25 protein-coding genes are annotated in these 23,848 nt (G+C 60.5%); 18 read left to right on the plus strand and 7 right to left on the minus strand.

Going from position 1 to position 23,848, the window contains the following annotated elements:
• On the minus strand, positions 1-597 hold the full coding sequence (locus FHW37_RS07265; RefSeq protein WP_210249276.1) for a TetR/AcrR family transcriptional regulator: 597 nt from the start codon (positions 595-597) through the stop codon (positions 1-3).
• 85 nt (positions 598-682) lie between these two features.
• On the opposite strand from FHW37_RS07265, the gene bdcA reads away from it, so the two are divergent.
• From bdcA to FHW37_RS07280, 3 genes are all read left to right on the plus strand, one after another.
• Positions 683-1,396: an SDR family oxidoreductase gene (gene bdcA, locus FHW37_RS07270; RefSeq protein WP_145634442.1), complete on the plus strand. Its 714-nt coding sequence runs from the start codon at positions 683-685 to the stop codon at positions 1,394-1,396.
• 135 nt (positions 1,397-1,531) lie between these two features.
• The gene (locus FHW37_RS07275) at positions 1,532-1,876 is read left to right on the plus strand and encodes a DMT family transporter (protein WP_145634444.1); all 345 of its coding nucleotides are present in this window, start codon (positions 1,532-1,534) and stop codon (positions 1,874-1,876) included.
• Positions 1,876-2,430 carry a TetR/AcrR family transcriptional regulator gene (locus FHW37_RS07280; protein WP_348642831.1) on the plus strand — a complete coding sequence of 185 codons (555 nt, stop codon included), beginning with the start codon at positions 1,876-1,878 and terminating at the stop codon, positions 2,428-2,430. Before FHW37_RS07275 ends, FHW37_RS07280 begins: the two co-directional genes overlap by 1 nt.
• A 10-nt stretch (positions 2,431-2,440) precedes the next feature.
• Here the strand turns inward: FHW37_RS07280 and FHW37_RS07285 are convergent, their stop codons facing one another.
• Positions 2,441-3,313 (minus strand): LysR family transcriptional regulator, encoded by an 873-nt coding sequence (locus FHW37_RS07285; protein ID WP_145634449.1) that lies wholly within the window; start codon positions 3,311-3,313, stop codon positions 2,441-2,443.
• A gap of 99 nt (positions 3,314-3,412) precedes the next feature.
• Between FHW37_RS07285 and FHW37_RS07290 the strand changes: the two genes are divergently transcribed.
• Entirely contained in the window at positions 3,413-4,354 is a 942-nt protein-coding gene (locus FHW37_RS07290; RefSeq protein WP_145634451.1) for an AEC family transporter, read from the plus strand.
• A 27-nt stretch (positions 4,355-4,381) separates the two neighbouring features.
• On the opposite strand, the gene FHW37_RS07295 is transcribed toward FHW37_RS07290, so the two are convergent.
• Entirely contained in the window at positions 4,382-5,665 is a 1,284-nt protein-coding gene (locus FHW37_RS07295) for an O-acetylhomoserine aminocarboxypropyltransferase (RefSeq protein ID WP_145634453.1), read from the minus strand.
• A 146-nt stretch (positions 5,666-5,811) separates the two neighbouring features.
• On the opposite strand from FHW37_RS07295, the gene FHW37_RS07300 reads away from it, so the two are divergent.
• Positions 5,812-6,240: a DUF6455 family protein gene (locus tag FHW37_RS07300; RefSeq protein WP_145634455.1), complete on the plus strand. Its 429-nt coding sequence runs from the start codon at positions 5,812-5,814 to the stop codon at positions 6,238-6,240.
• Positions 6,241-6,246: 6 nt separating this feature from the next.
• Here FHW37_RS07300 and FHW37_RS07305 read toward each other — a convergent pair whose 3' ends face one another.
• Positions 6,247-6,675, minus strand: coding sequence for a CoA-binding protein (locus tag FHW37_RS07305; protein WP_145634457.1), 429 nt, complete (start codon positions 6,673-6,675; stop codon positions 6,247-6,249).
• An 887-nt stretch (positions 6,676-7,562) separates the two neighbouring features.
• Between FHW37_RS07305 and rplM the strand changes: the two genes are divergently transcribed.
• Both rplM and rpsI read left to right on the plus strand, forming a co-directional pair.
• Positions 7,563-8,027 (plus strand): 50S ribosomal protein L13, encoded by a 465-nt coding sequence (gene rplM, locus FHW37_RS07310; protein ID WP_145634459.1) that lies wholly within the window; start codon positions 7,563-7,565, stop codon positions 8,025-8,027.
• 2 nt (positions 8,028-8,029) lie between these two features.
• Entirely contained in the window at positions 8,030-8,497 is a 468-nt protein-coding gene (gene rpsI, locus FHW37_RS07315; protein WP_145634462.1) for a 30S ribosomal protein S9, read from the plus strand.
• Between the two features lie 163 nt (positions 8,498-8,660).
• On the opposite strand, the gene FHW37_RS07320 is transcribed toward rpsI, so the two are convergent.
• Positions 8,661-9,833 (minus strand): Tad domain-containing protein, encoded by a 1,173-nt coding sequence (locus FHW37_RS07320; protein ID WP_246690697.1) that lies wholly within the window; start codon positions 9,831-9,833, stop codon positions 8,661-8,663.
• Positions 9,834-10,130: 297 nt separating this feature from the next.
• Here FHW37_RS07320 and speB point away from each other — a divergent pair, with 297 nt between their 5' ends.
• The 3 genes from speB (at position 10,131) to FHW37_RS07335 (ending at position 12,954) form a co-directional block, all read left to right on the plus strand.
• The gene (gene speB / locus FHW37_RS07325; RefSeq protein WP_145634466.1) at positions 10,131-11,081 is read left to right on the plus strand and encodes an agmatinase; all 951 of its coding nucleotides are present in this window, start codon (positions 10,131-10,133) and stop codon (positions 11,079-11,081) included.
• A 74-nt stretch (positions 11,082-11,155) separates the two neighbouring features.
• The gene (gene argC, locus FHW37_RS07330; RefSeq protein ID WP_145634468.1) at positions 11,156-12,088 is read left to right on the plus strand and encodes an N-acetyl-gamma-glutamyl-phosphate reductase; all 933 of its coding nucleotides are present in this window, start codon (positions 11,156-11,158) and stop codon (positions 12,086-12,088) included.
• Positions 12,088-12,954 carry an aminoglycoside phosphotransferase family protein gene (locus FHW37_RS07335; protein WP_145634470.1) on the plus strand — a complete coding sequence of 289 codons (867 nt, stop codon included), beginning with the start codon at positions 12,088-12,090 and terminating at the stop codon, positions 12,952-12,954. The genes argC and FHW37_RS07335 overlap by 1 nt, the downstream gene beginning before the upstream one ends.
• A 15-nt stretch (positions 12,955-12,969) precedes the next feature.
• Here the strand turns inward: FHW37_RS07335 and FHW37_RS07340 are convergent, their stop codons facing one another.
• On the minus strand, positions 12,970-14,070 hold the full coding sequence (locus tag FHW37_RS07340) for a COX15/CtaA family protein (RefSeq protein ID WP_145634472.1): 1,101 nt from the start codon (positions 14,068-14,070) through the stop codon (positions 12,970-12,972).
• Between the two features lie 240 nt (positions 14,071-14,310).
• Between FHW37_RS07340 and FHW37_RS07345 the strand changes: the two genes are divergently transcribed.
• Both FHW37_RS07345 and FHW37_RS07350 read left to right on the plus strand, forming a co-directional pair.
• The gene (locus FHW37_RS07345; RefSeq protein WP_186458177.1) at positions 14,311-14,523 is read left to right on the plus strand and encodes a DUF2842 domain-containing protein; all 213 of its coding nucleotides are present in this window, start codon (positions 14,311-14,313) and stop codon (positions 14,521-14,523) included.
• 121 nt (positions 14,524-14,644) lie between these two features.
• Positions 14,645-15,874: a GNAT family N-acetyltransferase gene (locus FHW37_RS07350; protein WP_145634477.1), complete on the plus strand. Its 1,230-nt coding sequence runs from the start codon at positions 14,645-14,647 to the stop codon at positions 15,872-15,874.
• A 24-nt stretch (positions 15,875-15,898) separates the two neighbouring features.
• On the opposite strand, the gene FHW37_RS07355 is transcribed toward FHW37_RS07350, so the two are convergent.
• Positions 15,899-18,235: an exopolysaccharide transport family protein gene (locus tag FHW37_RS07355; protein ID WP_145634479.1), complete on the minus strand. Its 2,337-nt coding sequence runs from the start codon at positions 18,233-18,235 to the stop codon at positions 15,899-15,901.
• 214 nt (positions 18,236-18,449) lie between these two features.
• On the opposite strand from FHW37_RS07355, the gene FHW37_RS07360 reads away from it, so the two are divergent.
• From FHW37_RS07360 to FHW37_RS33480, 6 genes are all read left to right on the plus strand, one after another.
• Positions 18,450-19,025, plus strand: coding sequence for a polysaccharide biosynthesis/export family protein (locus tag FHW37_RS07360; RefSeq protein WP_145634481.1), 576 nt, complete (start codon positions 18,450-18,452; stop codon positions 19,023-19,025).
• Complete coding sequence (locus FHW37_RS07365) at positions 19,003-20,205, plus strand: glycosyltransferase family 4 protein (RefSeq protein WP_246690698.1); 1,203 nt, start codon at positions 19,003-19,005, stop codon at positions 20,203-20,205. Before FHW37_RS07360 ends, FHW37_RS07365 begins: the two co-directional genes overlap by 23 nt.
• Before the next feature lie 83 nt (positions 20,206-20,288).
• Complete coding sequence (locus FHW37_RS07370) at positions 20,289-21,842, plus strand: undecaprenyl-phosphate glucose phosphotransferase (protein WP_145634483.1); 1,554 nt, start codon at positions 20,289-20,291, stop codon at positions 21,840-21,842.
• A gap of 71 nt (positions 21,843-21,913) precedes the next feature.
• Positions 21,914-23,107, plus strand: coding sequence for an O-antigen ligase family protein (locus tag FHW37_RS07375; protein WP_145635953.1), 1,194 nt, complete (start codon positions 21,914-21,916; stop codon positions 23,105-23,107).
• Positions 23,108-23,206: 99 nt separating this feature from the next.
• Positions 23,207-23,500 (plus strand): helix-turn-helix domain-containing protein, encoded by a 294-nt coding sequence (locus FHW37_RS07380; RefSeq protein WP_145634486.1) that lies wholly within the window; start codon positions 23,207-23,209, stop codon positions 23,498-23,500.
• Between the two features lie 164 nt (positions 23,501-23,664).
• The gene (locus FHW37_RS33480) at positions 23,665-23,814 is read left to right on the plus strand and encodes a hypothetical protein (protein WP_186458178.1); all 150 of its coding nucleotides are present in this window, start codon (positions 23,665-23,667) and stop codon (positions 23,812-23,814) included.
• The last annotated feature ends 34 nt before the right edge of the window (positions 23,815-23,848 follow it).

The raw sequence follows: 23,848 nt of genomic DNA on the forward strand, positions 1-23,848 counted from the left end.
TCATGCCTCTTCGATATGCTGCGTCACGCCATCCGCCGCCATGGCAGCGAGCGTGCGCAGCCGCTGGGTCGGAAGGCCGTTCTTGGCGCTGGAGGACAGGCCGGCCAGTGCCATCATGATATAATCGGCGAGAATTTCGGCCTGCGGAAGATCGCGGGCGGCAATTTTGTCGCGGATGAAGCTGCGGCTCGCCTCCATGCGGGACCGGGCCACGGCACCGGCTTCCGGATCGACCGTGCCGCGCGCGCCCTCGATCACCATGCAGCCTCGCGCATCGCCGCTGGCATAGGCATCGGCGGCCTGTTTGAAAATTGCCGCCACGCCTTGCCCAAGTGGGATCTCCGGCGCCAATGCGGTGGCGACATCCAGCCCTTCATTTGCCTCGTAAAGCCACAAGGCCTCGGCATAAAGCGCCGCCTTGCTGCCGAAGGCTGCGTAAAAGCTCGGTGGATTGATGCCGATCGCAGCCGTCAGGTCGGCGACACTCAGCGCATCATACCCCTTCTGATGAAACAGGCGCTGCGCCGTGGCCAGCGCCTTGTCCCGATCGAAAGACCGGGGGCGCCCGCGGGCTGTTATTTTTTTTGTATCAATCACTACATAAATCCTTGACGATCCCTCCAGCGCTATTTATGTATCAGTCACTACATTAAATCTCAACCCCTTTACAGGAGACAAGGCAATGACTGATTTTCATGGCAAGAAGGTTCTCGTTCTCGGCGGCAGCCGTGGTATCGGGGCTGCAATCGTTCGTCGTTTCGCCAAGGATGGCGCCGACGTGGTCTTCACTTATGCCGGTTCGAAGGAAGCCTCGGAAGCGCTCGGCAAGGAAACCGGCGCAAAGCCGGTCCAGTCGGATGCGGCAGACCGCTCGGCACTGATCGCCACGGTCAGCGACGCCGGCCCGATTGACGTTCTCGTCGTCAATGCCGGCACGCTGGCGCTCGGCAATCCGCTGGAAATCGATCCGGATGCGATCGACCGGATGATCGACGTGAATGTCCGCGCGCCCTACCACGCATCCGTCGAGGCCGCGCGCAAAATGCCGGAAGGCGGCCGGATCATCATCATCGGCTCGGTCAATGGCGATCGCATGCCCTTTGCCGGCGGTGCCGCCTATGCGCTGACCAAATCCGCCGTACAGGGCATGGCTCGCGGCCTTGCCCGCGATTTCGGCGACCGCTCGATCACCGTCAACGTCATCCAGCCCGGCCCGACCGATACCGACATGAACCCGCATGACGGCCCGATGAGCGATTACATGCGCAGCTTCATGGCGCTGAAGCGTCATGGCAAGCCGGAAGAGATCGCCGGCATGGCCGCCTATCTGGCCGGCCCGGAAGCCGGCTTCATCACCGGCGCCATGCACACGATCGACGGCGGTTTTGGCGCCTGAGCATAAAGCTCGGTGGGTCGGAATATCCGGCCCACCGCCTCCCCTCACTCTTCCTTGGCCGCAATGGAATTTCGGCCATTGCAAACAAACCGACCGTACGGTATCTTTTTATCGAAAGCCGATGAAAGATACACCATGAATCCCCTCGTCCTCGCCTATGGCGCCCTTGCCGCCGCAATCGTTGCAGAAGTCACCGGATCCTCGATGATCTACCGGACGGCGCAGTTTACAAAACTCTGGCCGTCGATCGGCGTGGCGATCTGCTTCGGGCTGGCGCTTTTCTTCCTGTCGCATGCGACGAAGGTCATTCCGCTCGGCATGGCCTATGCGATCTGGGGCGGGGTCGGCACGGTGCTGACGGCGGCCGTCAGCGTGCTTATCTATCGCCATGCGCTGGATGCGGCCGCCATGCTCGGCATTGCCATGATCGTCGGTGGCGTCGTTGTCATGAACCTCTTTTCGCACTCGGCGTCGCACTGATGTCGGAAGCCCATAGCCGCAAGAAACAGCCCGCCCTGATCCGTCGCCTGATCCTCGACAGCGCCGTGGATCTCGCAAGACAGGAAGGACTTGTCGGCGTGACGGTCGAGGCTGTCGCAAGGGCGGCTGGCGTCACCAAGGGCGGATTGTTTCACCATTTTCCGAGCAAGCAGGCATTGATCCAGGGCATGTTCGAGGACGTGCTGCAAAAGCTGGATGCCGAGATCGACGACATTCTCGAGAAGGATGACTACAGGCCGGGCAGTTTTACCCGCGCCTATATCGAAACCATGCTGTCGGGCGAAGAATTCGGACTGGAATCGCCGTGGTCAGCGATCGGCGTCGCGACGATTTCCGATCCTTCGCTTGGCCTTGCCTGGTCGCACTGGCTGGCCGCACGTCTCGAAAGACATGTAGAAACGGATGGTGCGCCGATCCTAGAGGTCGTCCGGCTTGCGGTCGATGGTGCGTGGCTTGCCCATATCAGCCATGGCAAGGAAGGGCTCGATGTCGCAGCCATAAGGGAGCAGCTGCTTTCCTTGACCAGAGGGTAACAAGTCCCCTTCACGCCATCATCGCGACCTCGAAAAGCGATGGCACGGTCGGGCTTTTCGAAGCGGCCGGAGCGCAGAGAACCACGTCGAATTCCGGCGCATCAATCAGGGGTCTGGAAACCGTTCCGGCAGGAAGCTGCGCCGAGATGGATTGCGGCACCAGCGCGATACCGAGACCTTCCGCCACGAGTTGAACGATCGTTTGCTGCAGGCGCGGCTCGAAGCCGAAGAAGGGCACGACGCCGCCCGCCGCAAAATAGATGGCGATTGCCGAGCGCAGGGTTGGCGCGACGGCGGCAGGTGCCGCAATCAGCCTTTCGCCCTCCATCTGCTGCGGGCCAACCGCCTCTTCGCCCGCCAGCCTGTGATCGGCCGGGACGACCAGTTGCAGCCTGTCACGGCCAAGCGAGGCGGTTTTCAGATGCGGATTGTCTCCCGTCGCAAAATTCACCGCCGCATCCAGCCGTCCCTCCAGAAGCATTTCGTCGATCTCGGTCGGAATCCGCTCCTCGAGGATCAGATGCACGTCGGGCCGGATTTCGGCATAGCGCCGGACAAGGCGGGGTATGACGCTCTGCGCCGCATACATGGTAAAACCGAGCCTGAGTTCTCCCTTGACGCCACTAGCCACCAGCTGCGCATCGCGGCAGGCAGCCTCGAAGGCGGCGAGCGTCTTGCGGCAGTCGCCGAGAAAATGCCGGCCTGCAGGGGTGAGCGCGACATGGCGGGAATTGCGCTCGAACAGTCGCACGCCGAGCGCCTTCTCGATGCCGGCGATCTGCCGGCTGAAGGGCGGCTGGCTCATGTTCATCCTGGCCGCCGCGTGACCGAAATGCAGGGTTTCGGCCAAGGCCACGAAATACCGCATATGTCGCGTATCCATTCGATACCCCAGAGGTATTGATCATGTGTCGCAATGACATTGGATTATATCGATCCACAGATATAGGCAATTTTGACGTTCCAGATCCAAAGTTTCCGCATGCTCACGAACCTGCTCATCGTCCTGCCCATCTTCGCCCTCATCCTTACCGGCTGGATCGCCCGCAAAAGCGGCGCGCTCGGGCCTAATGCGACGCGCGAAGTCAACCGACTGGTCGTTTATCTCGCCCTGCCCGCGCTTCTCTTCGACATCATGGCGAATGCCGATCCGGCGCAGATCTGGGAGCCGGGTTTCATCCTAGCCTTCACCGGCGGCTGCGCGGTCATCTTTGGCGGAACGCTGTGGTGGAGGCTCGCAAAGGGCCGGCATCTGGCGGACGCCTCGATCGATGCCTTGAATGCGAGTTATGCCAATACCGGCTTTGTCGGCTTTCCGCTTGTCGCCGCAATCGTCGGCAAAACCGGTCTCGGACCAACGCTGATCGCGACAATCCTCACCGTCTGCGTGCTTTTCGCCATCGCCATCATCCTGATCGAAGGCGGGTTGCAACAGGAGGCCCGCCGCCGCGATATTGCGATCAAGACGTTTCGGTCGCTGGCGAAAAATCCGCTGCTGATCGCACCCGTGCTTGGAGCGCTGGTGATGGTTTCGGGCTTTCCGCTTCCGGCTCCCGTTCATGCCTTCCTGAAACTGCTCGGCGGTGCCGCCTCGCCCTGTGCGCTGATCGCGCTTGGCCTGTTTCTCGCAGGCACTTCGTCCGGCGAGGCGAAGCAGCGTCTCTCGACGGCGGGCATTCTGGTCGCGCTGAAGCTCGTTGCCCAGCCGATCGTGACCTGGGTGATCGCGGCCTATCTGCTGCAGCTGCCGCCGGCTTCCACCCATGTGGCCGTGCTGCTGGCAGCGCTTCCGACCGGCACCGGGCCGTTCATGCTGGCGGAATTCTACAATCGCGAGGCAAGCCTGACGGGGCGCGTCGTGCTTGCCTCGACCATTCTGTCGATCGTGACGATTTCGGTCTATCTCGCGGTCGTCGGCGCCTGACGGCTGACGGCGACCGCGAGATCCGGATCAGACTTTCGCCAGCGACTGTTCCAGATCGGCGATGATATCGGCAGCATCCTCGATGCCGACCGAAAGCCGCACGACATCCGGCCCTGCGCCGGCAGCAATCTGCTGCTCTTCGCTGAGCTGCCGATGCGTGGTCGAAGCCGGGTGGATGACCAGCGAGCGGGTATCGCCGATATTGGCGAGATGCGAGAAGAGTTGCAGTCCTTCGACAAACGCCTTTCCGGCCTCGTAGCCGCCCTTCAGGCCGAAGGTGAAGACGGCGCCCGCGCCTTTCGGCGAATAGCGCTGCTGCAATTCGTGGTTCGGATCATCCTCCAGGCCGGCATAGTTGACCCAGGCGACCTTGGAATGGGCCTTCAGCCAAGTCGCGACCGCTGCCGCATTTTCGCAATGGCGCTGCATGCGCAAAGGCAGGGTTTCGATGCCGGTCAGGATCATGAAGGCGTTGAAAGGCGAGATGGCGGGACCGAGATCGCGCAGGCCCAGAACACGAGCGGCGATCGCGAAGGCGATATTGCCGAAGGTCTCGTGCAGGACTACGCCCGCATATTCCGGCCGTGGCTCCGACAGCATCGGGTAATTGCCGGAGCGCGACCAGTCGAACGTGCCGCCATCGACGAGAATGCCGCCCATGGAATTGCCGTGGCCGCCTAAAAATTTCGTCAGCGAATGCACGACGATATCGGCGCCGTGTTCCAGCGGGCGGATGAGATAGGGACTTGCCATCGTGTTATCGACGATCAGCGGAATGCCGTTTCTCTGGGCGATATCGGCAATCGCCGCGATATCGACGAAAGTGCCGCCCGGATTGGCAAGGCTTTCGATGAAAACCGCCCTTGTCCGCTCGTCGATCTGATCTTCAAAGCTTTCCGGATTGCCGCTATCGGCCCAGCGGACATGCCAGTCGAAATTCTGGAAGGCGTGGCCGAACTGGTTGATGGAGCCGCCATAAAGCCGGCGGGCTGCAACAAAGTTGTCGCCAGGTCGCATCAGCGTGTGGAAGACCAGCATCTGCGCCGCATGGCCGGAGGCGACCGCAAGTGCTGCCGCGCCGCCCTCAAGGGCTGCGACGCGTTCTTCGAGCACGGCCTGGGTCGGGTTCATGATGCGGGTATAGATATTGCCGAACTGCTTTAGCCCGAACAGGGCAGCCGCATGGTCGGCATCGTTGAAGACGAAGGATGTCGTCTGGTAGATCGGCGTCGCCCGCGCGCCGGTCGTCGGGTCCGGCTGCGCACCCGCATGGACTGCAAGCGTCGAGAATCCGGGATTGATCGTCGGCATGTCTTCCTCCCTTTGTTTCTATCTTTGGCTGGCTGTCTTTGCCTGCTTGTCTTTGCCTGTGTCGGCAGCAAAGCGCGCCGATTGATCGCGATCAAGGAATAGCGTTCCAAAGAGCGCATCTTTGCGCGAAAGGGAAGGATGACGCCATGACACAGGCTGTTAATTTCGAGCAGGACGGGCTTGGGCTGCGTTTCCTGCGCTGGTGCGGACGCGCCTTTGAGGCAGCCAGCGAGGCCGATGCGATCGCCATGCTCGACGAGGATACCGTCCGGAAGATTTCGCATGAATTCTCGATCACGCCGGATGACCTGATGTGCCTCGCCCAGGCGGGACCACATGCGGCCGACGAGCTGCTGGCAATGATGCGCGCGCTCAATGTCGATTCGGCGGAAGTCGCCCGTATCCACCCTGCCCTTTTCCGGGAGATGCAGATCAGCTGCAGCCGCTGCTCGCACAAGGCCCTCTGTCGCGCCGACCTTTCAGCCGGCCAGAGCAGGACCGAGTTCTCTCATTATTGCGGCAACACGGACGCGCTGAATGCGCTGCGGGCCGAGCCGGACGTGCTGATCGGATAGGCGGGCTCAGCCGATCAGTCGTGGATATTCGATGGCGGGGCAGCGATCCATCACCACCTTGATGCCTTCGGCCTCCGCCTTTGCGGCTGCCGCATCATCACGGATGTCGAGCTGGCTCCAGATCACTTTCGGCCTTGTCGGCAGGGCTATCGCCTCATCCATGACCGCCGCCAGGAATTCCGGGGCGCGAAACACGTCGACCATATCGACGGGCTGCGGCACATCGGCGAGACGCGCATAAACGGTACGCCCCAAAATCTCCTTGCCGGCCTGCCCAGGATTGACGGGGAAGACGTCGTAACCCTTGCGCAGAAGAAAGCTCATGACACCGTAACTCGGCCTTGCCGGATTGGGCGAGGCGCCGAGCAATGCAATCGTGCGGGTGCTCTTCAGGATGTCGGCAATATAGCCATCCTCGTAACGGTTGTGATCCATCGCCTAAAATCTCTTTCTCAGCCTTTAAAACCCCCATCATTCAAGGGGTCCCCCTTATCTAGGATCGCTCAGGCAAAACAGCGATACCCATCTGACAGATTATCGACATTAGCACCACCACCGGATGCAACCCTGTGTCGAAAGTTATAATCTTGCCCACAAAGCGAGCAGACGCTCATCTTTAGTAACGAAACAGGAGTTCTATAAATGTTCCTTATTGTTCCGCATTTGTGCGAGTCTATATTAGAAACACCTCATGGTTGAGTTAGCAGATCCTACTAGACTGCACAGGTAATATTGCCGGATAAGTGCGATTTATCAAAAATGACCATCGTCAAAGCAACCCGTTTGTTTTGTGAGCATGAATCATCTTTCAATCACCTGTCATACGACATTCAGGAGCAACGAAGATCTTATGGGTATTCGGCTACCGCAAAAACGGCGCCACAACTATAACTTTAGGTTGAAATCCCGGATGGGGCGCAAGACCGGCAAAAACGCGACGGTCAACGCCTGGCAAAATTCGGAAATGATACAAAAGACGGCACGCAGGATATCCTCGGCCGCACCCTCCGGCAGACAGAATCTGCAAACAATCTTCACAAGCCATACGCGGCCGCCATCAGGAAACCGCGATTTGCCGCCGAATAAATGTGGTAAAATAATACCACATACCTAACTCATTGATTTCGCTTGATCTATTTTTGGAGCCGCCAAATCGCTCCAGTTGACGCATCAGGCCTTGCCGCGTATAAGCCGCCTCGGATTGCGGACCTTCCCGAAGGCCCGCTTTCTTTTTTGCGGGACAAGCCTGCAATCCAAGCAACAAGAAACGCCCATGCGTCCGTCCAACGGCCGCTCATGGGTTCAGATGAAAGAAGAGAACCATGTCAACCTTCGTTCAGAAGCCCGCCGAGGTGGAGAAGAAGTGGGTGATCATCGATGCCGAAGGCCTCGTTGTCGGTCGCCTCGCCACCATCGTCGCCATGCGCCTTCGCGGCAAGCATAAGGCTACCTACACCCCCCACGTTGACGACGGCGACAACGTCATCGTCATCAATGCCGAGAAGGTCGCCCTGACCGGCAAGAAGTATGAAGACAAGAAGTACTACTGGCACACCGGTTACCCGGGCGGTATCAAGGAGCGCACTGCGCGCCAGATCATCGAAGGCCGTTTCCCGGAACGCGTCGTCGAGAAGGCTGTCGAGCGCATGATCCCGCGCGGCCCGCTTGGCCGTCGCCAGATGAAGAACCTGCGCGTTTACGCCGGCTCCAACCATCCCCACGAAGCTCAGCAGCCGGTCGCTCTCGACGTGGCATCGCTGAACAAGAAGAACGTAAGGAGCGCCTGATCATGGCCGACCTCTCCTCCCTGAAGGACCTCGCTCCGGCGACCGAAAACCAGGCCCCTGTTCACGTCCGCAAGGTCGACAGCCTTGGCCGTTCCTACGCGACCGGCAAGCGCAAGAACGCCGTTGCCCGCGTATGGGTCAAGCCGGGCTCCGGCAAGATCATCGTCAACGGCCGTGACTTCACGACCTATTTCGCCCGCCCGGTCCTGCAGATGATCCTGCAGCAGCCGATCGTCGCTGCTGCCCGCACCGGTCAGTTCGACATCATCGCGACCGTCACCGGCGGTGGTCTTTCCGGTCAGGCCGGCGCCGTGCGCCACGGCCTTTCCAAGGCCCTCACCTACTTCGAGCCGGGCCTCCGTGGCGTGCTCAAGAAGGGTGGCTTCCTGACCCGCGACAGCCGCGTCGTCGAGCGTAAGAAGTACGGTAAGGCCAAGGCTCGCCGTTCCTTCCAGTTCTCGAAGCGTTAATCGCTTCAGTTCTATCGATTTTCGAAAGGCGGGGCTTCGGCTCCGCCTTTTTCGTTTGGGCTTCGGCATTGGCCGCAGATTTGTGGCGGACGAGGCAAACAAAAGCCGCCGCATCCATCGAGGACACGGCGGCTTTTTGAGTTTGATGATTTCGGGAGACGCCTTAGTTCATCAGACGAACGGCACCCTTGCCGGCTTTGATGAAGGGCGATGTGCCCGTATAGGGCTCCAAGCTCCAGTTCGACGAATTCATGATCATCGTGTTGACGACCATAGAGATCTTGCTCGTCTGGTTGGTGGTGGAATTATAGGTCACATCCCGGTTCGGCAGATAGATGATGCCGCTCAGCGTCTCTCCCTGCGAGCCGTTGAAGATATATTGCTGCTTGTTGGAATTGTTCGATGCGCTGCTCGTCGCTTCGAACATCAACAGGCCGGCATAGGCGCCGCTGGTCGGTGCGGATGCGTTGAAGCTCAAACCGCCATTGGCGCGGATCTCGCTGTTCACATCGGGAAAAAAGAAGGTAACGCCCTGCGCGTCGACCTTGGCGCCGGAATTGATGATCATCCGCCCCTTGATGATATGAAGACCGGGCTTGAAGGTGATCGTCGGGCTGCCGTTGAACGTCACATCGCAATAGACGCCCGGATTGAGGGTAAAGGTCGATCCCGACTGCGCGCCGGATGCATCGCATTTCGACGGCACGGCCGGCTCCGTCAGCACGCCGGCATAAGGATCCGGCGAGACCGAACAGCCGACCTGAAGATTGGTCAGCGTGCCGCCATTCTTGATGTAGTTGGTACCCTTGACGCAGAAGCGTGCCGTATCGATCGTCGCGCCGCTGTTCATGATAAAGGCGGGCGAGGCTGTGGAATGCACATCGACGCCGCAAGCCTTCGATTTCACGTTCGCGCCGGAATTGATCAGTACGGCCTGCGAAGAATTGCCGAGTACGTAGATGCAGGGCGCCGTTGCGGTCGAGGTACTGCCCGTGCTGATCGCCGTTGCATTGGCGACGATCTCGAAGCTGTTGATACCGATCACCGTCAGAAAGGCGTTCGGAACCTTGTGCGTATAGGTTCCCGAAACGCTGCCGTCGCTATTGGTGGTCACGGCCAGCGGATTTTCGGATGTGCCCCCCGGCACGTCCTCGACCGGCGGCAGGAAGCTCGCGGCACGGGCATAACGTTTGCTGCTATCCGGCTCGCCGGCTGCCGCAAGGATCGCCGCATCGAGCTGTCCCTGAATATGGGTTCTTTCGAGATAGGCCGAAGAGGCATCGACGGCCCCGCCCGCCGCGACGACCAGAACCGGCAACATGATTGCCGTTGCCATGGCAAAGTTGCCGCCCCGATCACTCTTTAACCTTCGAATACAACTCGACAGCCATTTATTACATGCATTCATCTTCAACCGCCCCCTGAAATTGTGACATGTTGTCCGAATACATCTGGCCGCTTAAATGCTCCTAAATGAAATAGGTAGGATTTTCTGCTTCATCATCTGTTCACCATGATGTGGAGCGGGACATCATCTGCACCCCTAATTGCGTGATCGAAAGACGCTGACAGACAGGGTGCGACATGCTTAAACGGCACCACGAAAACGGTTCAACGAGAGGCACGCGGCCCCATGGCGAAAAAAACCATCGACCACGCCTTCACTGCAGGTTCGCTGACATCGGCTGCGACCGATCCGACCTTTGCCGGCGCGCTGTCCTTCATGCGCCGCCGCTTCACGAAGGATTTGTCAGGCGTCGATACGGTGGTCTGGGGTATTCCGTTCGATGCCGCCACCTCCAACCGGCCTGGCGCCCGTTTCGGGCCGCAGGCGATCCGGCGTGCCTCGGCGATTTTTGACAACGATCCGCAATATCCTTTCGACCGCGACCTGTTTGCCGAGATGGCGGTGATCGATTACGGCGATTGCCTGATGGACTACGGCAATCATCAGGAAACGCCCGCCGCGATCGAGGCACAGGCGAAAACCATTCTCGACGCGGCAGACTTTCTGCTGACGCTGGGCGGCGATCATTTCGTCACATGGCCCCTCCTCAAGGCCCATGCGGCAAAACACGGGCCGCTGGCGCTGGTGCAGTTCGATGCGCATCAGGATACGTGGTTCGACGATAACCGGCGGATCGACCACGGGTCCTTCGTGGCGCGGGCCGTGCGGGACGGGATCATCGATCCGGCGCGCTCGATCCAGGTCGGCATCCGCACCCATGCGCCGGACGATTTCGGCATCAAGCTCGTTTATGGCCATGAGGTCGAGGAGATGACGGCGGGCGAGATCGCCAAGGTGATCACCGACCATGTCGGCGGCGGGCCGGCCTATCTGACCTTCGATATCGACTGCCTCGATCCGGCCTTTGCACCGGGCACGGGCACGCCGGTTGCCGGCGGCCCGTCGAGCGCGAAGATCCTGTCGGTGCTGCGCAAGCTCGGGAGCCTCGATATCCGCGGCGCCGATGTCGTCGAGGTGGCGCCGGCCTATGATCATGCCGATATAACCGCCATTGCCGGGGCAACCGTTGCAATGTATATGCTCGGGCTTCGGGCCGAGCAAAAATCCGGCCGTTAAAATTCTGATTCAACCGGCTGGTAATATGATTCCGGCTATCAATCCAAGGCACTGATTTTTCTAGGATAAAGACCATGGCAGCGAAAATCTTCATCGATGGCGAACACGGCACGACGGGACTGCAGATCCGCACCCGCATGGCCGACCGCCGCGACGTCGAGCTGCTGTCGATCCCGGAAGCCGAGCGGCGTAATGCCGCCATGCGTGAGGATCTCCTCAACAGTGCCGACATCGCCATCCTCTGCCTGCCCGACGAGGCTTCGAAGGAAGCCGTCTCCATGCTGTCCGGCAACAACAAGGTGCGGGTGATCGACACCTCGACCGCCTACCGCATCGATCCCGACTGGGCCTATGGTTTTGCGGAAATGGACAAGGCGCAGGGCGACAAGATCCGGTCGGCGCGTTACGTCGCCAATCCGGGCTGCTATCCGACCGGCGCGATCGGGCTGATCCGGCCGCTGACGGCTGCCGGCATCCTGCCCACCACCTATCCGGCCTCGGTTAACGCGGTCTCCGGTTATACCGGCGGCGGCAAGCAGATGATCGCCCAGATGGAAGATTCTTCACGCGAAGATTCGATCTCCGCCAACAATTTCCTCTATGGGCTGACGCTCAAGCACAAGCACGTGCCGGAGATGAAGATCCATGGCGGGCTTGACCGCGCGCCGCTCTTCTCGCCGTCTGTCGGTCGCTTCCCGCAGGGCATGATCGTGCAGGTTCCGCTCTTCCTCGATGACCTCAAGGATGGCGCCACGATCGAAGGCATTCACAAGGCTCTGGTCGAGCATTATGCCGGTCAGAACATTGTGACCGTGGTTCCGTTCGAGGACGGCGCAAAGCTGCCGCGCATCGATGCGGAAGAGCTTGCCGGCAAGGACACGATGAAGCTCTTCGTGTTTGGCAACCCCGCGACCGGCCATGTCAACCTGGTGGCGCTACTCGACAATCTCGGCAAGGGCGCCTCGGGCGCTGCCGTGCAGAACATGGACCTGATGCTCTCGGCCTGATGAACAGGACCGCCCCAGCCTTTCCGGATGATCTCCTGGAACGCTGGGGTGTCCGGAACGCAGAGCTTGTTGCCGATACCAGAAGCAGCGGTGTCTACCGGGTGCGACTCGCAGACGGTTCTTATGCGATTGCGAAACTCCTGAAACCATCCGGTCTGCACGAAATGCCGGGCATGGATTTTCTGGCATGGCGGGCCGGCCTTGGCGCGGCAAAACTGCTCGACCGTCACGACACAGCCTGCCTGCTCGAAGATGCGGGCACGCTGACGCTGCGGCAATACCGGCAGTCGCAGGGCGAGGCTGCCGCCAATGCGGTGATTGCCGATCTCGTCAAAAACCTGCACGCGCCCTCCCCCGAAAAACCGCCGGCAGGCCTCGTTCCACTGGAACGGCATTTTCGATCTCTGTTCGAAGGAGCTGCCAGAACCGAGGTATCGGAGCTTTCTTCGGTGCTGCGCCGTTGTGAGAAAATTGCCGAGGCGCTGCTGCAGGCGCAGACGGATATACGGCCGCTGCATGGCGATCTGCATCACGACAATATCGTCGGCGACACTGGCCGAGGCTGGCTGGCAATCGATCCGCAGGGGCTTTGGGGTGATCCGGCCTATGATGTCGCCAATATCTTTGGCAATCCGGATGGGGCTTTTGCCGAGATCATCGAACCTGCGCGGATCATGACGCTGGCCCGGCTGTTTTCCGAAATTCTCGGCTGCAGCAAGGAAAAGATCCTGCGTTACGCCGCGGCCCATGCCGGGCTTTCGGTCTGCTGGTCGATGGAGAATGGCGATACGCTCTCCAGAGGCGGCAATGCCTTCGAGCGTTTTACCTTCGCCAAGGTAGTCATGCCTCTTGTCGGAGAGGCATGACCGATTTTCAGACCATCAGGCCCTCGCCGTAACTGCCTGTTCCGGCGCATAGGTGCCGACGAGACCGCGCCAGTGAGCGACGGCGTAACCGAGCACGATCAGGGCAACGGCCTGATGGGTCAGCGCCAGATCGATCGGCACCTGCAGGAGAAGCGTCGAGATGCCGATGGCGGCTTGCACCGTGACGAGGCCGAACAGGATCGTGGCGCGGCGGGCGTGGCTGCTGCCGGGGCTAAGTGTGATCGACAGGATCATGTGCAGGAAGGTCGCGGCCCAGACCGCATAGGCGCCGCAGCGGTGGACGAACTGCACCGTCTTCGGGTTTTCGAAGAGATTGATCCACCAGGGGTTCTGGATGAAGAGATCGTTCGGAACGAGCGCGCCATCCATCAACGGCCAGGTATTGTAGGAGAGACCTGCATCCAGACCGGCGACCAGCGCACCGAGATAGATCTGGAAGAGGACAAGGAAAGCGATGCCGCCGGCGGCCCATTTCGAGCCTTTGGTCGGAGCCCTATCCCGATCCTGGCGGCCGAGACCGCGAGCGATCCAGATACAGGCCGTGAAGATGAGGCAGGCGATCGTCAGATGGGTGGCGAGACGGTATTGCGAGACGCTGGTGAGTTTTGTGAGGCCGGAAGACACCATCCACCAGCCGATAAAGCCCTGAAAACCACCGAGCGCCAGAACGCCGACCAGCGGCCAGCGCAGCCGCTTTTCGATACGGCCGGTCACCCAGAAGAAGATCAGCGGCAGCGCGAACACCATGCCGATCGAGCGCGCGAGAAACCGGTGCGCCCACTCCCACCAGAAGATCGACTTGAACTGCTCGACCGTCATGTCGCTGTTCAACAGCTGATATTGCGGAATGCGCTTGTAGAGATCGAATTCCTCCTGCCATTCGGCAGCAGTCAGCGGCGGGATGGCGCCGTGGATCGGCTTCCATTCGGTGATGGAAAGACCGGAATCGGTCAGGCGCGTCGCGCCACCGACGATGACCAGACAGAAAAGCACAAAGACGACGAAGCCGAGCCAGATGCGCACGGCCTTTCGATCTCTCTCACGGTCTCTCGTCTGAGTTTTTACATCGATGATGACTGCATCGGTCGCCGACATGGGCGATGCTCCTGTCTTAAAAGGAAATGGCGCTCCCGTCTTGAGAGCAAACCCTCAGGATCGTGTTCTGAGAGAGTTTGCCCCACCGGTGCGCGACTTTTCGCCTGCAGGCGTTGATTTGCATCATAGGCCCGTGCAAAACAAGTCCAAGCCCTTTGCGGCATGCCGTCGCGGCATTCATATTGGGTTGATCGGGCACATCGTGCCGATCAAAAGACGGGTACCGACGGGAGGAGAACCTTGGTTCCAGGCGTGAAAAGCTTCATCGGCACGATCCTCATCATCGTGCTCGTGATTGTCTATGCACTGGCGGCGACCACGATCGCATCGCTTCTTCTCGGCACCGCGCCCTGGTGGGTGCATTTCCTGTATTTCCTGATCTCCGGCCTTTTGTGGATCCTGCCGGCCATGCTGATCATCAAGTGGATGGCCGGCGGCCGACGTCGGCAATAGTTTTACCAGCGGTTAACCAGAGACACGTGTTTCGGGCAGGCAAAGCTTGCCGGTAAACCTGTTGTTGTTGGACGTCCCCTATCCTTCCCAGCAATGACGCGGGCAAAGACGCAGGGAAGCCATGCAGACGCCAACAGTCCTTCACGATCAATTTTCCTCGAGCGAGGCGCAGGATGCCCGTGAGCGCGAAAGCGCGCGGGAGATTCTTGCCTGGTCACAGGTCGATATCCGGCTCGTGACGGATACCGGGGCGATCGAGAAAGACTGGCGCCGCCTGGAGGCGATGAACCGGAATTCTCTGCATCAGGGTTATGACTGGTGCCGCGCCTGGGGACAGGCACTTGGCCGCCGGCAGATCGCCATAGAGGGCAGGATCGGCGAGCGCTCGGCATTCATCCTGCCACTCGAGATCGTACCGAAGGCCGGCATCCGGGTCGCCGCCTTTCCGGGTGATCATTACAACAATCTCAATACCGGCCTGTTCGATCCGGCGCTTGGCCAGCCAGATGCACAAATGGTGCAGACCATTTCCCGCGCGATCAGCCGTGCGCTTCGTCCGGTCGCCGATCTGATGGTGCTCGATTGCGTGCCGCTTGTCTGGCGCGGCGGCCAGCATCCGCTCGCCGGCCTTGCGACGATCGAGAACCAGAATCATTCCTTCCAGCTGCCTCTCTTTGCCAATTTCGATGCGACGATCGAGCAGCTGAACTTCAAGACACGCCGCAAGAAATTTCGCGCCCAGACCCGCAAGCTGGAGGCGATCGGCGGATACGATCATTTCGTGCCCGAGACGCCCGATGAAAAGCACGCGCTGCTCGATACGTTCTTCCGGCAGAAATCCGAACGGCTGAAACTGTTCGGCCTGCCCGACGTGTTCGAGGCAAGCGAGATCCGCAATTTCTTCCACCGGCTGCTCGATGCGCCGACGAACGGAACCGATAGTCCGCTTGTCCTGCATTCGATCCGGCTGAAGGGCGAGCATGCGGGCCATATCGCCGCCATCGCCGGACTTTCACGCAAGGGCGATCACGTCATCTGCCAATTCAGCTCGATCGACGAGACGATCTGCCCGGAGGCAAGTCCCGGCGAATTGCTGTTCTGGACAATGATCGAACAGAGCTGCCACAAGGGCGCGGCGATCTTCGATTTCGGCGTCGGCGACCAGCTCTACAAGCGCAGCTGGTGCACGCAGGAAACGGTGCTGCATGACTTGCTCGTGCCGGTGACACTCAAGGGCCGAGTGGCAAAACCGCTGCTGACCCTTTCAACCCGGATGAAGGCTGCCATCAAGGGCAACCCGCGCCTCTACGCATTTGCGCAAAAGCTGCGTTCCAAGGCGCATGCCGGATAAGCCTGCGCCTTGGACCAATGCTGATCAGGCGGCCCGGCGGCCACCCGAGAGCGGCGAGCTGCGATCGCCCTCGCCCGACATGATCAGCAGGTTCTGGTAACCGGCATCCTCGAAGGCAAGAACGAGGTTGGCGAGTTCCTCATCCTTGAATTCCGGAACCGACAGGACAACCTCGGCCGCCTCGTTGCGGGTGAGCCGCGACAGGCTTTCAATCTCGGCCGGGCCGCATTCGACGATGACGAGATCATAGGCATCGGCCAGCGCATCGACGATCATCGGCAGGCGCTCGACACCGCGCATCGCCTTTTCGGCGTCGGATGCACCATGCGGAACGATATGGGCGTCCGACAGGCGGTCGCGATGGATCGCCTCACCGAAAGCAGCCTCGCCGCAGAGAAGGTCGGTAATGCCCGGCAGTTTCATGTCCTGCGCCATCAGGCGCGTCGGGCAGGCAGAGCCGGTCATGTCGACCAGCGCCACCGTACGGCCCTGTTCGGAAATCTCGCGGGCCAGCATGACAGTCGCGGTCGAGCCGACATCACCATCCGGAGACACGACGATTGCGATCGGCACATCGCGGCGCTGCAGATAGCGGGCAACGGAAGCGATGCTGAAGGACTGGTCTTCCGATTCGGCCACGGTCTCGATAGCGGGATCGGCTGCTTCCGACCGCATTTCGCTCTGTTCGGCGGACAGCTGCTCGATGGAGACGTGTTCGACGGTCGGATGTTCGGCAGACTTTTTATCAAGCACGACCTTTTCGGTCACCGTGCGCTCGTGACGGATGAACTGGCCGGCTTCGGCCTGCATCTGGTGGACGGCAAGCGGCTCGGCCTCGGCTGCCGTAACCGGCGCAGCATCGGCAGGCTTGCGGGCGAGAGCGATACGGGCCACGGCCGGAGCCGGTGCAGCCGTCGGGGCAACAGGCACGGCTACCCTGTCCTCGTCGCGCGGGCCGTTCAGCGGGCGTAATGCACGCCCGGAGAAGAGTTCGACGACGATGATGATCAGGCAGTTGACGATCAGCGTCGCCAGCGTGACGACGATGACGATCGGGATGATCTTCGGGAAATAGGGTTCGGACGGCTCGACGGCGGCCGAGACGATACGGGCATCCGCCGGGCTTGAATTGGCCTCAAGCCTGGAGGTCGCCGCGCGATAGCGGGCGAGATAGGTTTCCAGCAGCTGGCGCTGGGCAGCTGCTTCGCGCTCCAGAGCGCGCAAACCGACTTCCTCTTCACCGCTCTTGGCCGAATCGGCCTTCAGGCTGTTGAGCTGCTGCGTCAGCTGGCGCTCGCGCAGGCGAGACACTTCCGCCTCGTTGTCGAGGCTGCCGAGGATCTTTTTCGTTTCGCTGTCGATCTGCTGGCGGATGCCCGTGAGCTGTGCACGCAGGCCCTTCAGGCGCGGATGGCCTTCGAGCAGCGAGGTGGAGAGATCGTTGATCTGCGCCTGAAGATTGGCTTCCGCCTCCTTCAGCCGCTGAATGACCTGCGAGCTGACGACGTCGGTCAGTGTGTCAGGCGCCCTGCCCGCCTTGACTGCGGCGCGGACGTTTTCGGCACGCGCCTCGGCATTGGCACGGTCGGTGCGGACGCGGGCAAGCTCGGTCGAAATGTCGTTCAGCTGCTTGGTCGAGAATGTGTTGTTTTCGGTCGTCTGGAACAGGCCGTTGGATGACCGGTAATCGGCGACCTTCGTCTCGGCGTCCTTGACCTTTTCCGTCAGGCTCGCAATTTCGGGCTCCAGCCACTTGGCAGTTTCCGAGTGGTTGTCGAGCTTGGCGCCGCTCTGCAGTTCCAGATAGATCGCCGCCATCTTGTTCGGAATGTCGGACGCGAGCTTCGGGTCATGCGAGGAGAATTCGATGGCGATGACGCGCGAATTCTCGACCGCGTAGACCTGCAGCTTCTGACGGAATTCCTGGATCACGCGATCTTCGGGATCGAGCTTCATCGGATCCTGCTTGAGGCCGATCATGACGAGCGGATCCGGCAGGAAGGACTGCGCCTTGGGATCGAATTCCTTGATCTGCGCCAGCTTCATCTCGCGGGCGACCCGCTTGATCAGGTCGGTGGACTGAAGAAGCTGCGCCTGGCTGGTGATATTGAGCGAATCCAGCACCGGGTCGTTGGCCGCAAGTGCGCCATCTCCGGCCGCCGCCAGATTGGTCGAGCGCGATTCGATGAGGAGCCGGGTCTCGCCCTTATAGCTCGGCTTGATCAGACTGCATGCCACAAGGGCCACGGCTGCCGCGACGATGGTGACCGTCAGGACGCGGGTCTTGCGCGCCCATACGGCGGCGATGACCTGCCTGAGATCGATATCCACGTCCTGATGACCGCTATTTACGCTCGACATTGCGCGCTCCAAACTACCGCTTTCGGTGAATGGTAAAGGCTTATGGTAACGCGAGGGTTAATATTAGGAACGAGACGATATCCGCCTCGATTCCGTCCTGTTTTACTAAGGGCCATTACTGAGCCTGCCGATATTTTCGGCGTCTTTACCCGGCATTAACCCTAACAGTTCGATAATCAGCGGGAATTGTGATTACCGGAGCCTGGACGCGAAGATGGCATTCGTCCGTATATCAAATATGCTGGCCCTGGCGCTTGCGGGCGCTTCACTGACGCTTGCCGGCTGCACGGCAAATGCGCCGGCGCCCAAAAGCTTCGAGCAGGCTGCGCTGCAGCCTTACCGGCTCGACAGCGGCGACCGGCTGCGTGTCAGCGTCTTCGAGCAGCCGGGTCTCACCAATACCTATACGGTCGACCAGGCCGGTTATATCGCCTTCCCGCTGATCGGCCAGGTCGCGGCCCGTGGCCAGACCATGCCGGCACTCGAAGGTGCGATCGCCGCCAAGCTGAAGCAGGGTTACCTGCGCGATCCCGACGTAACGATCGAGGTCGATCGTTATCGTCCGGTCTTCGTCATGGGCGAAGTCGGTCGGCCGGGTCAGTATTCCTATGTGCCGGGCATGACCGCGCAGAATGCCGTCGCCATTGCCGGCGGCTTCACCTCGCGCGGCAACCGGAGCGATATCGACCTCACCCGCAAGATCAACGGCCAGTCGATCACCGGCCGCACGAGCGTCTCCTCGACGGTCATGGCGGGCGATACGATCTATGTCCGCGAGCGGCTGTTCTGACACGATCATGCCGGCCGGCCCTCCCCTGCGCATCGTCCACTGTTTCCGATCGCCCGTCGGCGGGATTTTTCGCCATGTGCGCGATCTGGTGGAAGAGCATCGCGCGGCAGGCCACGAGGTCGGCATTCTCTGCGACAGTTCGACCGGTGGCGAGCATGAGGACCGGTTGTTCGACAGTATTCGGCCGCAGCTTTCGCTCGGTCTCACACGCATTCCGATGCGCCGCGCGATCGCACCGTCCGATCTTGCGGCCATCTACAGGAGCTATCAGCATATAAAAAGTTTGCGGCCGGACATTCTGCACGGGCATGGCGCCAAGGGTGGCGCGCTTTCCAGAGTGATCGGCTCAGTGTTGCGGGTTAACAGGTATCGCGTCGCCCGCCTCTATTCGCCGCATGGCGGCAGCCTGCATTTCGACCGCAAGAGCCTTTCCGGCCAGGTCGTACTCAGGCTCGAACGCGCGCAGGAACGCCTCGGCGATGCGCTCGTCTTCGTCTGCGACTACGAGCGCCGCACCTATGAGGCCAAGGTCGGGAAACCGCTCAAGGCCGCGCGCGTCATCTATAACGGCATCAAGGACGACGAGTTCGAGGCGATCGAACCGGCTCCGAACGCGCCGGATTTCCTCTATATCGGCATGATGCGCGACCTGAAGGGGCCAGACGTCTTCATCGACGCCTTTGCCCGCACCGAACGGGCGGTGGGACGGCCGCTTTCGGCTCTGATGGTCGGCGATGGGCCGGATGTCGAACGCTATCAGACAATGATCGAGCAGACCGGCCTCAGCCGGCGCATCCGCATGATGCCGGCCATGCCGGCGCGCAAGGCATTCGGCCTTGCCGGGACGGTCGTTGTACCCTCACGCGCCGAAGCCATGCCCTATATCGTGCTGGAAGCGCTGGCTGCGGAAAAGCGGGTGATCGCATCCCGCGTCGGCGGCATTCCGGAAGTGCTCGGTGAAAACAGTGCGGCACTTGCCCGTCCCGGCGATGCGGCAGATCTCTCCCGCGTCATGGCCGATACGTTGACCGAAACCGACTGGCAGCAAAGGGTCATGCCGAGGCCTGCGGATTTCAAGGCGGTGTTTTCCGCTTCGGTCATGGCGAGCGACATGCTCGACCTCTACCAGGATCTGCTTGCCGATATCGACCGTCAAGGTTCCAGCCGGAACGGCCGCTAAAGGCTTCCTTAGCTTCTTCTTGCTATAAGACGATGCTAATAATGCCTTCCTATGCCTTGAAGCGGGAAGTGAGGACTTGAGGCGTGAACAAGGTGAACAATCCCGACGATTTCGATGTGGACGACCTGCGCCGCAAGGTGTCGGAATTGCGTGCGCGCGGCGACGAGCCGGCGACAAGCACCGTCCTCAATCCCTTCGCCCGCCAGATTGCCGAACAGTTCCGCGAGACCAGCCATTCGCCGGCCATGCTGATCGGCCAGTTCCGGCTGATCGAGTTCGGGCTGATGCTGGCTGTCGGCCTCGGCGGCGAGCTGGTGTTCGGCGGCGCCAATTCCAACAGTATCCCCTTCCTGCTGCGGCTTTTCATCCTCGGTTTCGGCTCGGCGCTGACCGTGCTTCTGCTGCAGCTAGCCGATGCCTACCAGATCCCGGCTTTGCGGGCTGCGACACGCTCGATCAAGCGCGTCGTCGGCAGCTGGGTCATCGGTTTTCTCCTGACGATCCTGTTCCTGCATCTGTTCGGCATGGGCCTGCCTTCCGCGATCGGCACGATCTCCTGGTTCGTCGTCGGTGCAATCGTTCTCGTCGTCGAGCGGCAGGCGATCGCATTCGGCATCCGCAACTGGGCGCGCAATGGCACGATGGAACGCCGTGCCGTGATCGTCGGTGGCGGCGAACCGGCAAAGCAGTTCGTGCGTGCACTCGAACAGCAGCCCGATAACGACATCCGCATCTGCGGCATTTTCGACGACCGTGGCGGCGATCGTTCACCGACCGTCGTCGCCGGTTATCCCAAGCTCGGCACGTTCGACGAACTGCTGGAATTCGCCCGGCTGGCACGTATCGACATGCTGATCATCGCACTGCCGGCGACGGCGGAGCAGCGTATCCTGCAGCTGCTGCGCAAGCTCTGGGTGCTGCCCGTCGATATCCGGCTTGCCGCCCATGCGGACCGGCTGCGTTTCCGCCCCCGTTCCTATTCGCATGTCGGCGAAGTGCCGATGTTCGACATTTTCGACAAGCCGATCCGAGACTGGGATTCGGTTGCCAAGCGCATCTTCGACATCGGCTTCTCGCTGGTCGCGATCGCGCTTCTGTGGCCGATCATGCTGGCGGCGGCGATTGCGGTCAAAATCAATTCCAAGGGGCCGATCATCTTTCGCCAGAAGCGCCATGGCTTCAACAACGAGATCATCGAAGTCCTGAAATTCCGCTCGATGTATACGGATCTGGGCGATGCGACGGCAATCAAGGCCGTCACCAAGGGCGATCCGCGCGTGACGCCGGTCGGCCGTTTCCTGCGTAAATCCTCGATCGACGAGCTGCCGCAGCTGTTCAACGTCCTGAAGGGCGAGCTTTCTCTGGTCGGCCCGCGCCCGCATGCCGTGAGCGCCCAGACCGGCGAACGCAAATATGTCGATGTCGTCGAAGGTTATTTCGCCCGCCACCGGGTGAAGCCGGGCGTGACCGGCTGGGCGCAGATCAACGGCCTGCGCGGCGAGCTCGACAGCGACGACAAGATCCGTGCCCGCACGGCCTATGATCTCGACTATATCGAAAACTGGTCGCTGCTGTTCGATCTGAAGATCCTGTTCCTGACGCCGATCCGGCTGCTCAATACGGACAATGCCTATTGAGCGCGCTCATCCACGACCAGCCTAACGGCAATCAGGCGCCCCCGGCCGGACCAAGACGGACGGGCATAAGCATGGCCGCCCTGCGGCTGATGACGACATGGCTGCTGGCCTTCGGCGTCTTCCTCTCCGGCTTCGTCATCTCGGAACCGGCGCCTTATGAACTGATCATGGTCGCGCAGATCGGCCTCTGGTTCATGCTGGGGCTGACGATCTCGCGTACCGTGGCGCCCCTGATGGTGATGCTCCTCGTCTTCAACACGAGCGGCCTCTTCTCGATGCTGGTCATGAAGGACATGAGCGGCGCGCCGATGTATTTCGCCATCTCGACCTTCCTGGCGCTGAGCGCGGTCTTTTATGCGGCCGTGGTGGAGAACGACTACCGGCGCCTCAACCTGATCTTTCGCGCCTGGATCATCGCCTCGATCATCACCGCGCTGCTCGGCATTCTCGGTTATTTCAACGCGTTTCCCGGCGCGCATGTGTTCACCCGCTACAATCGCGCCATGGGTGCCTTCCAGGATCCGAACGTTTTCGGCCCCTATCTGGTCGCCCCCCTCCTCTATCTTCTCTACCGGCTCCTCACCGGTTCGCTTTTGCGCGCACCGCTTCTGCTGTTCGGCATGATGATCCTGGCGATCGGCATCTTCCTGTCCTTCTCCCGCGCGGCCTGGGGCCTGATGGTATTCGGCGCCGTGGTGCTGCCGATCGTCATGCTGCTCAAGGAAAGGTCGACAGCGTTTCGCCTGAAAATCCTGCTGATCTCGGTTGGTGCTGCCGTGCTTCTGGTTCTGGCACTTGCGATCGCGCTGCAGATCCCGCAGATCGCCGATCTGTTCAGCAACCGCGCCAAGCTGGTGCAGGACTATGACGGTGCCCGCCTCGGCCGTTTCGAACGCCACAAGATCGGTTTCCTGATGGCGATGGAACGGCCGCTAGGTCTCGGCCCGATGGCGTTCGGCAAGATCTATGGCGAAGACGAGCACAATATCTGGCTGAAGACGCTGACCACCTATGGCTGGGTCGGCGCCATCACCTATCAGATCATGATCTGGACGAGCCTGTGGCTCGGCTTCAAATACATGCTGCGCGAACGGCCGTGGCAACCCTATCTGATGATCGCCTGGGTGCTGATCCTCGGCCATGCGATGATCGGCAATGTCATCGATACCGACCACTGGCGGCATTTCTATCTGCTGCTCGGCATGCTCTGGGGCTGTTTCGCGCTGGAGCACCGGTATCAGAGGACCGGATCGCTTAATCCCTGACCTTGGCCCTTACTCTGGCAGTGACTCTGCCCCTGGCGCGCGATCATATTGCACTGCAAACCTCTTGACTTGGAATGCAGACGCGCCAAATCTTATACTATGCTGACAGCTTCTCAACTTCGCGCAGCCTGCGCACTGACCGGAATGACGATCGAAGAGCTTGCCGAAGCGGCGGGCGTTTCTGCATCGACCATCCACAAGGCTGAAGCCAGCGACCTGCATTCCGAGCCCGAGCTTGCGGCACGCCTGCATTCCATCCTGGAATCGAAGGGCGTGATTTTCCTCGGCGCCGGCGAAGGCGATCCGGCAGCGGGTCCGGGTGTACGCCTGCGTCTCGAAAACCATGACGAAGGCATCAGGCCGCAGAACCTGAACGCTGCCAACGACGGCTGAGCCAATTTCTTTACGACAATCCTAATGCCTCTGCCGCGCAGCGCCTTAGATCGCCGAACTGTTTCCCGGAGTTGAACAGGTCGGCCTCAGATATTTTTTATACTCTACGGAACTAATTGAGTTTTCATGCATTTCCCCGCTGTAATCGCATCTGGGGACACTTCATGACACGTTCGAATAACCTCTACTTCATCATCGGCGCACTGGTTGTCGTGGTCATTGGCCTTGGCGCCTATGTCTATCATGAACAGACAAAGCCGAAGGGCGTAGAGCTGAGCATCGGCGAGAACGGTGTAAAAGTACAAGAAAAATAACCGCTCAATAGCGGATAGATTTTTAACGATAGAA

The organism is Neorhizobium alkalisoli (genome assembly GCF_007829835.1).
GTDB lineage: Bacteria > Pseudomonadota > Alphaproteobacteria > Rhizobiales > Rhizobiaceae > Neorhizobium.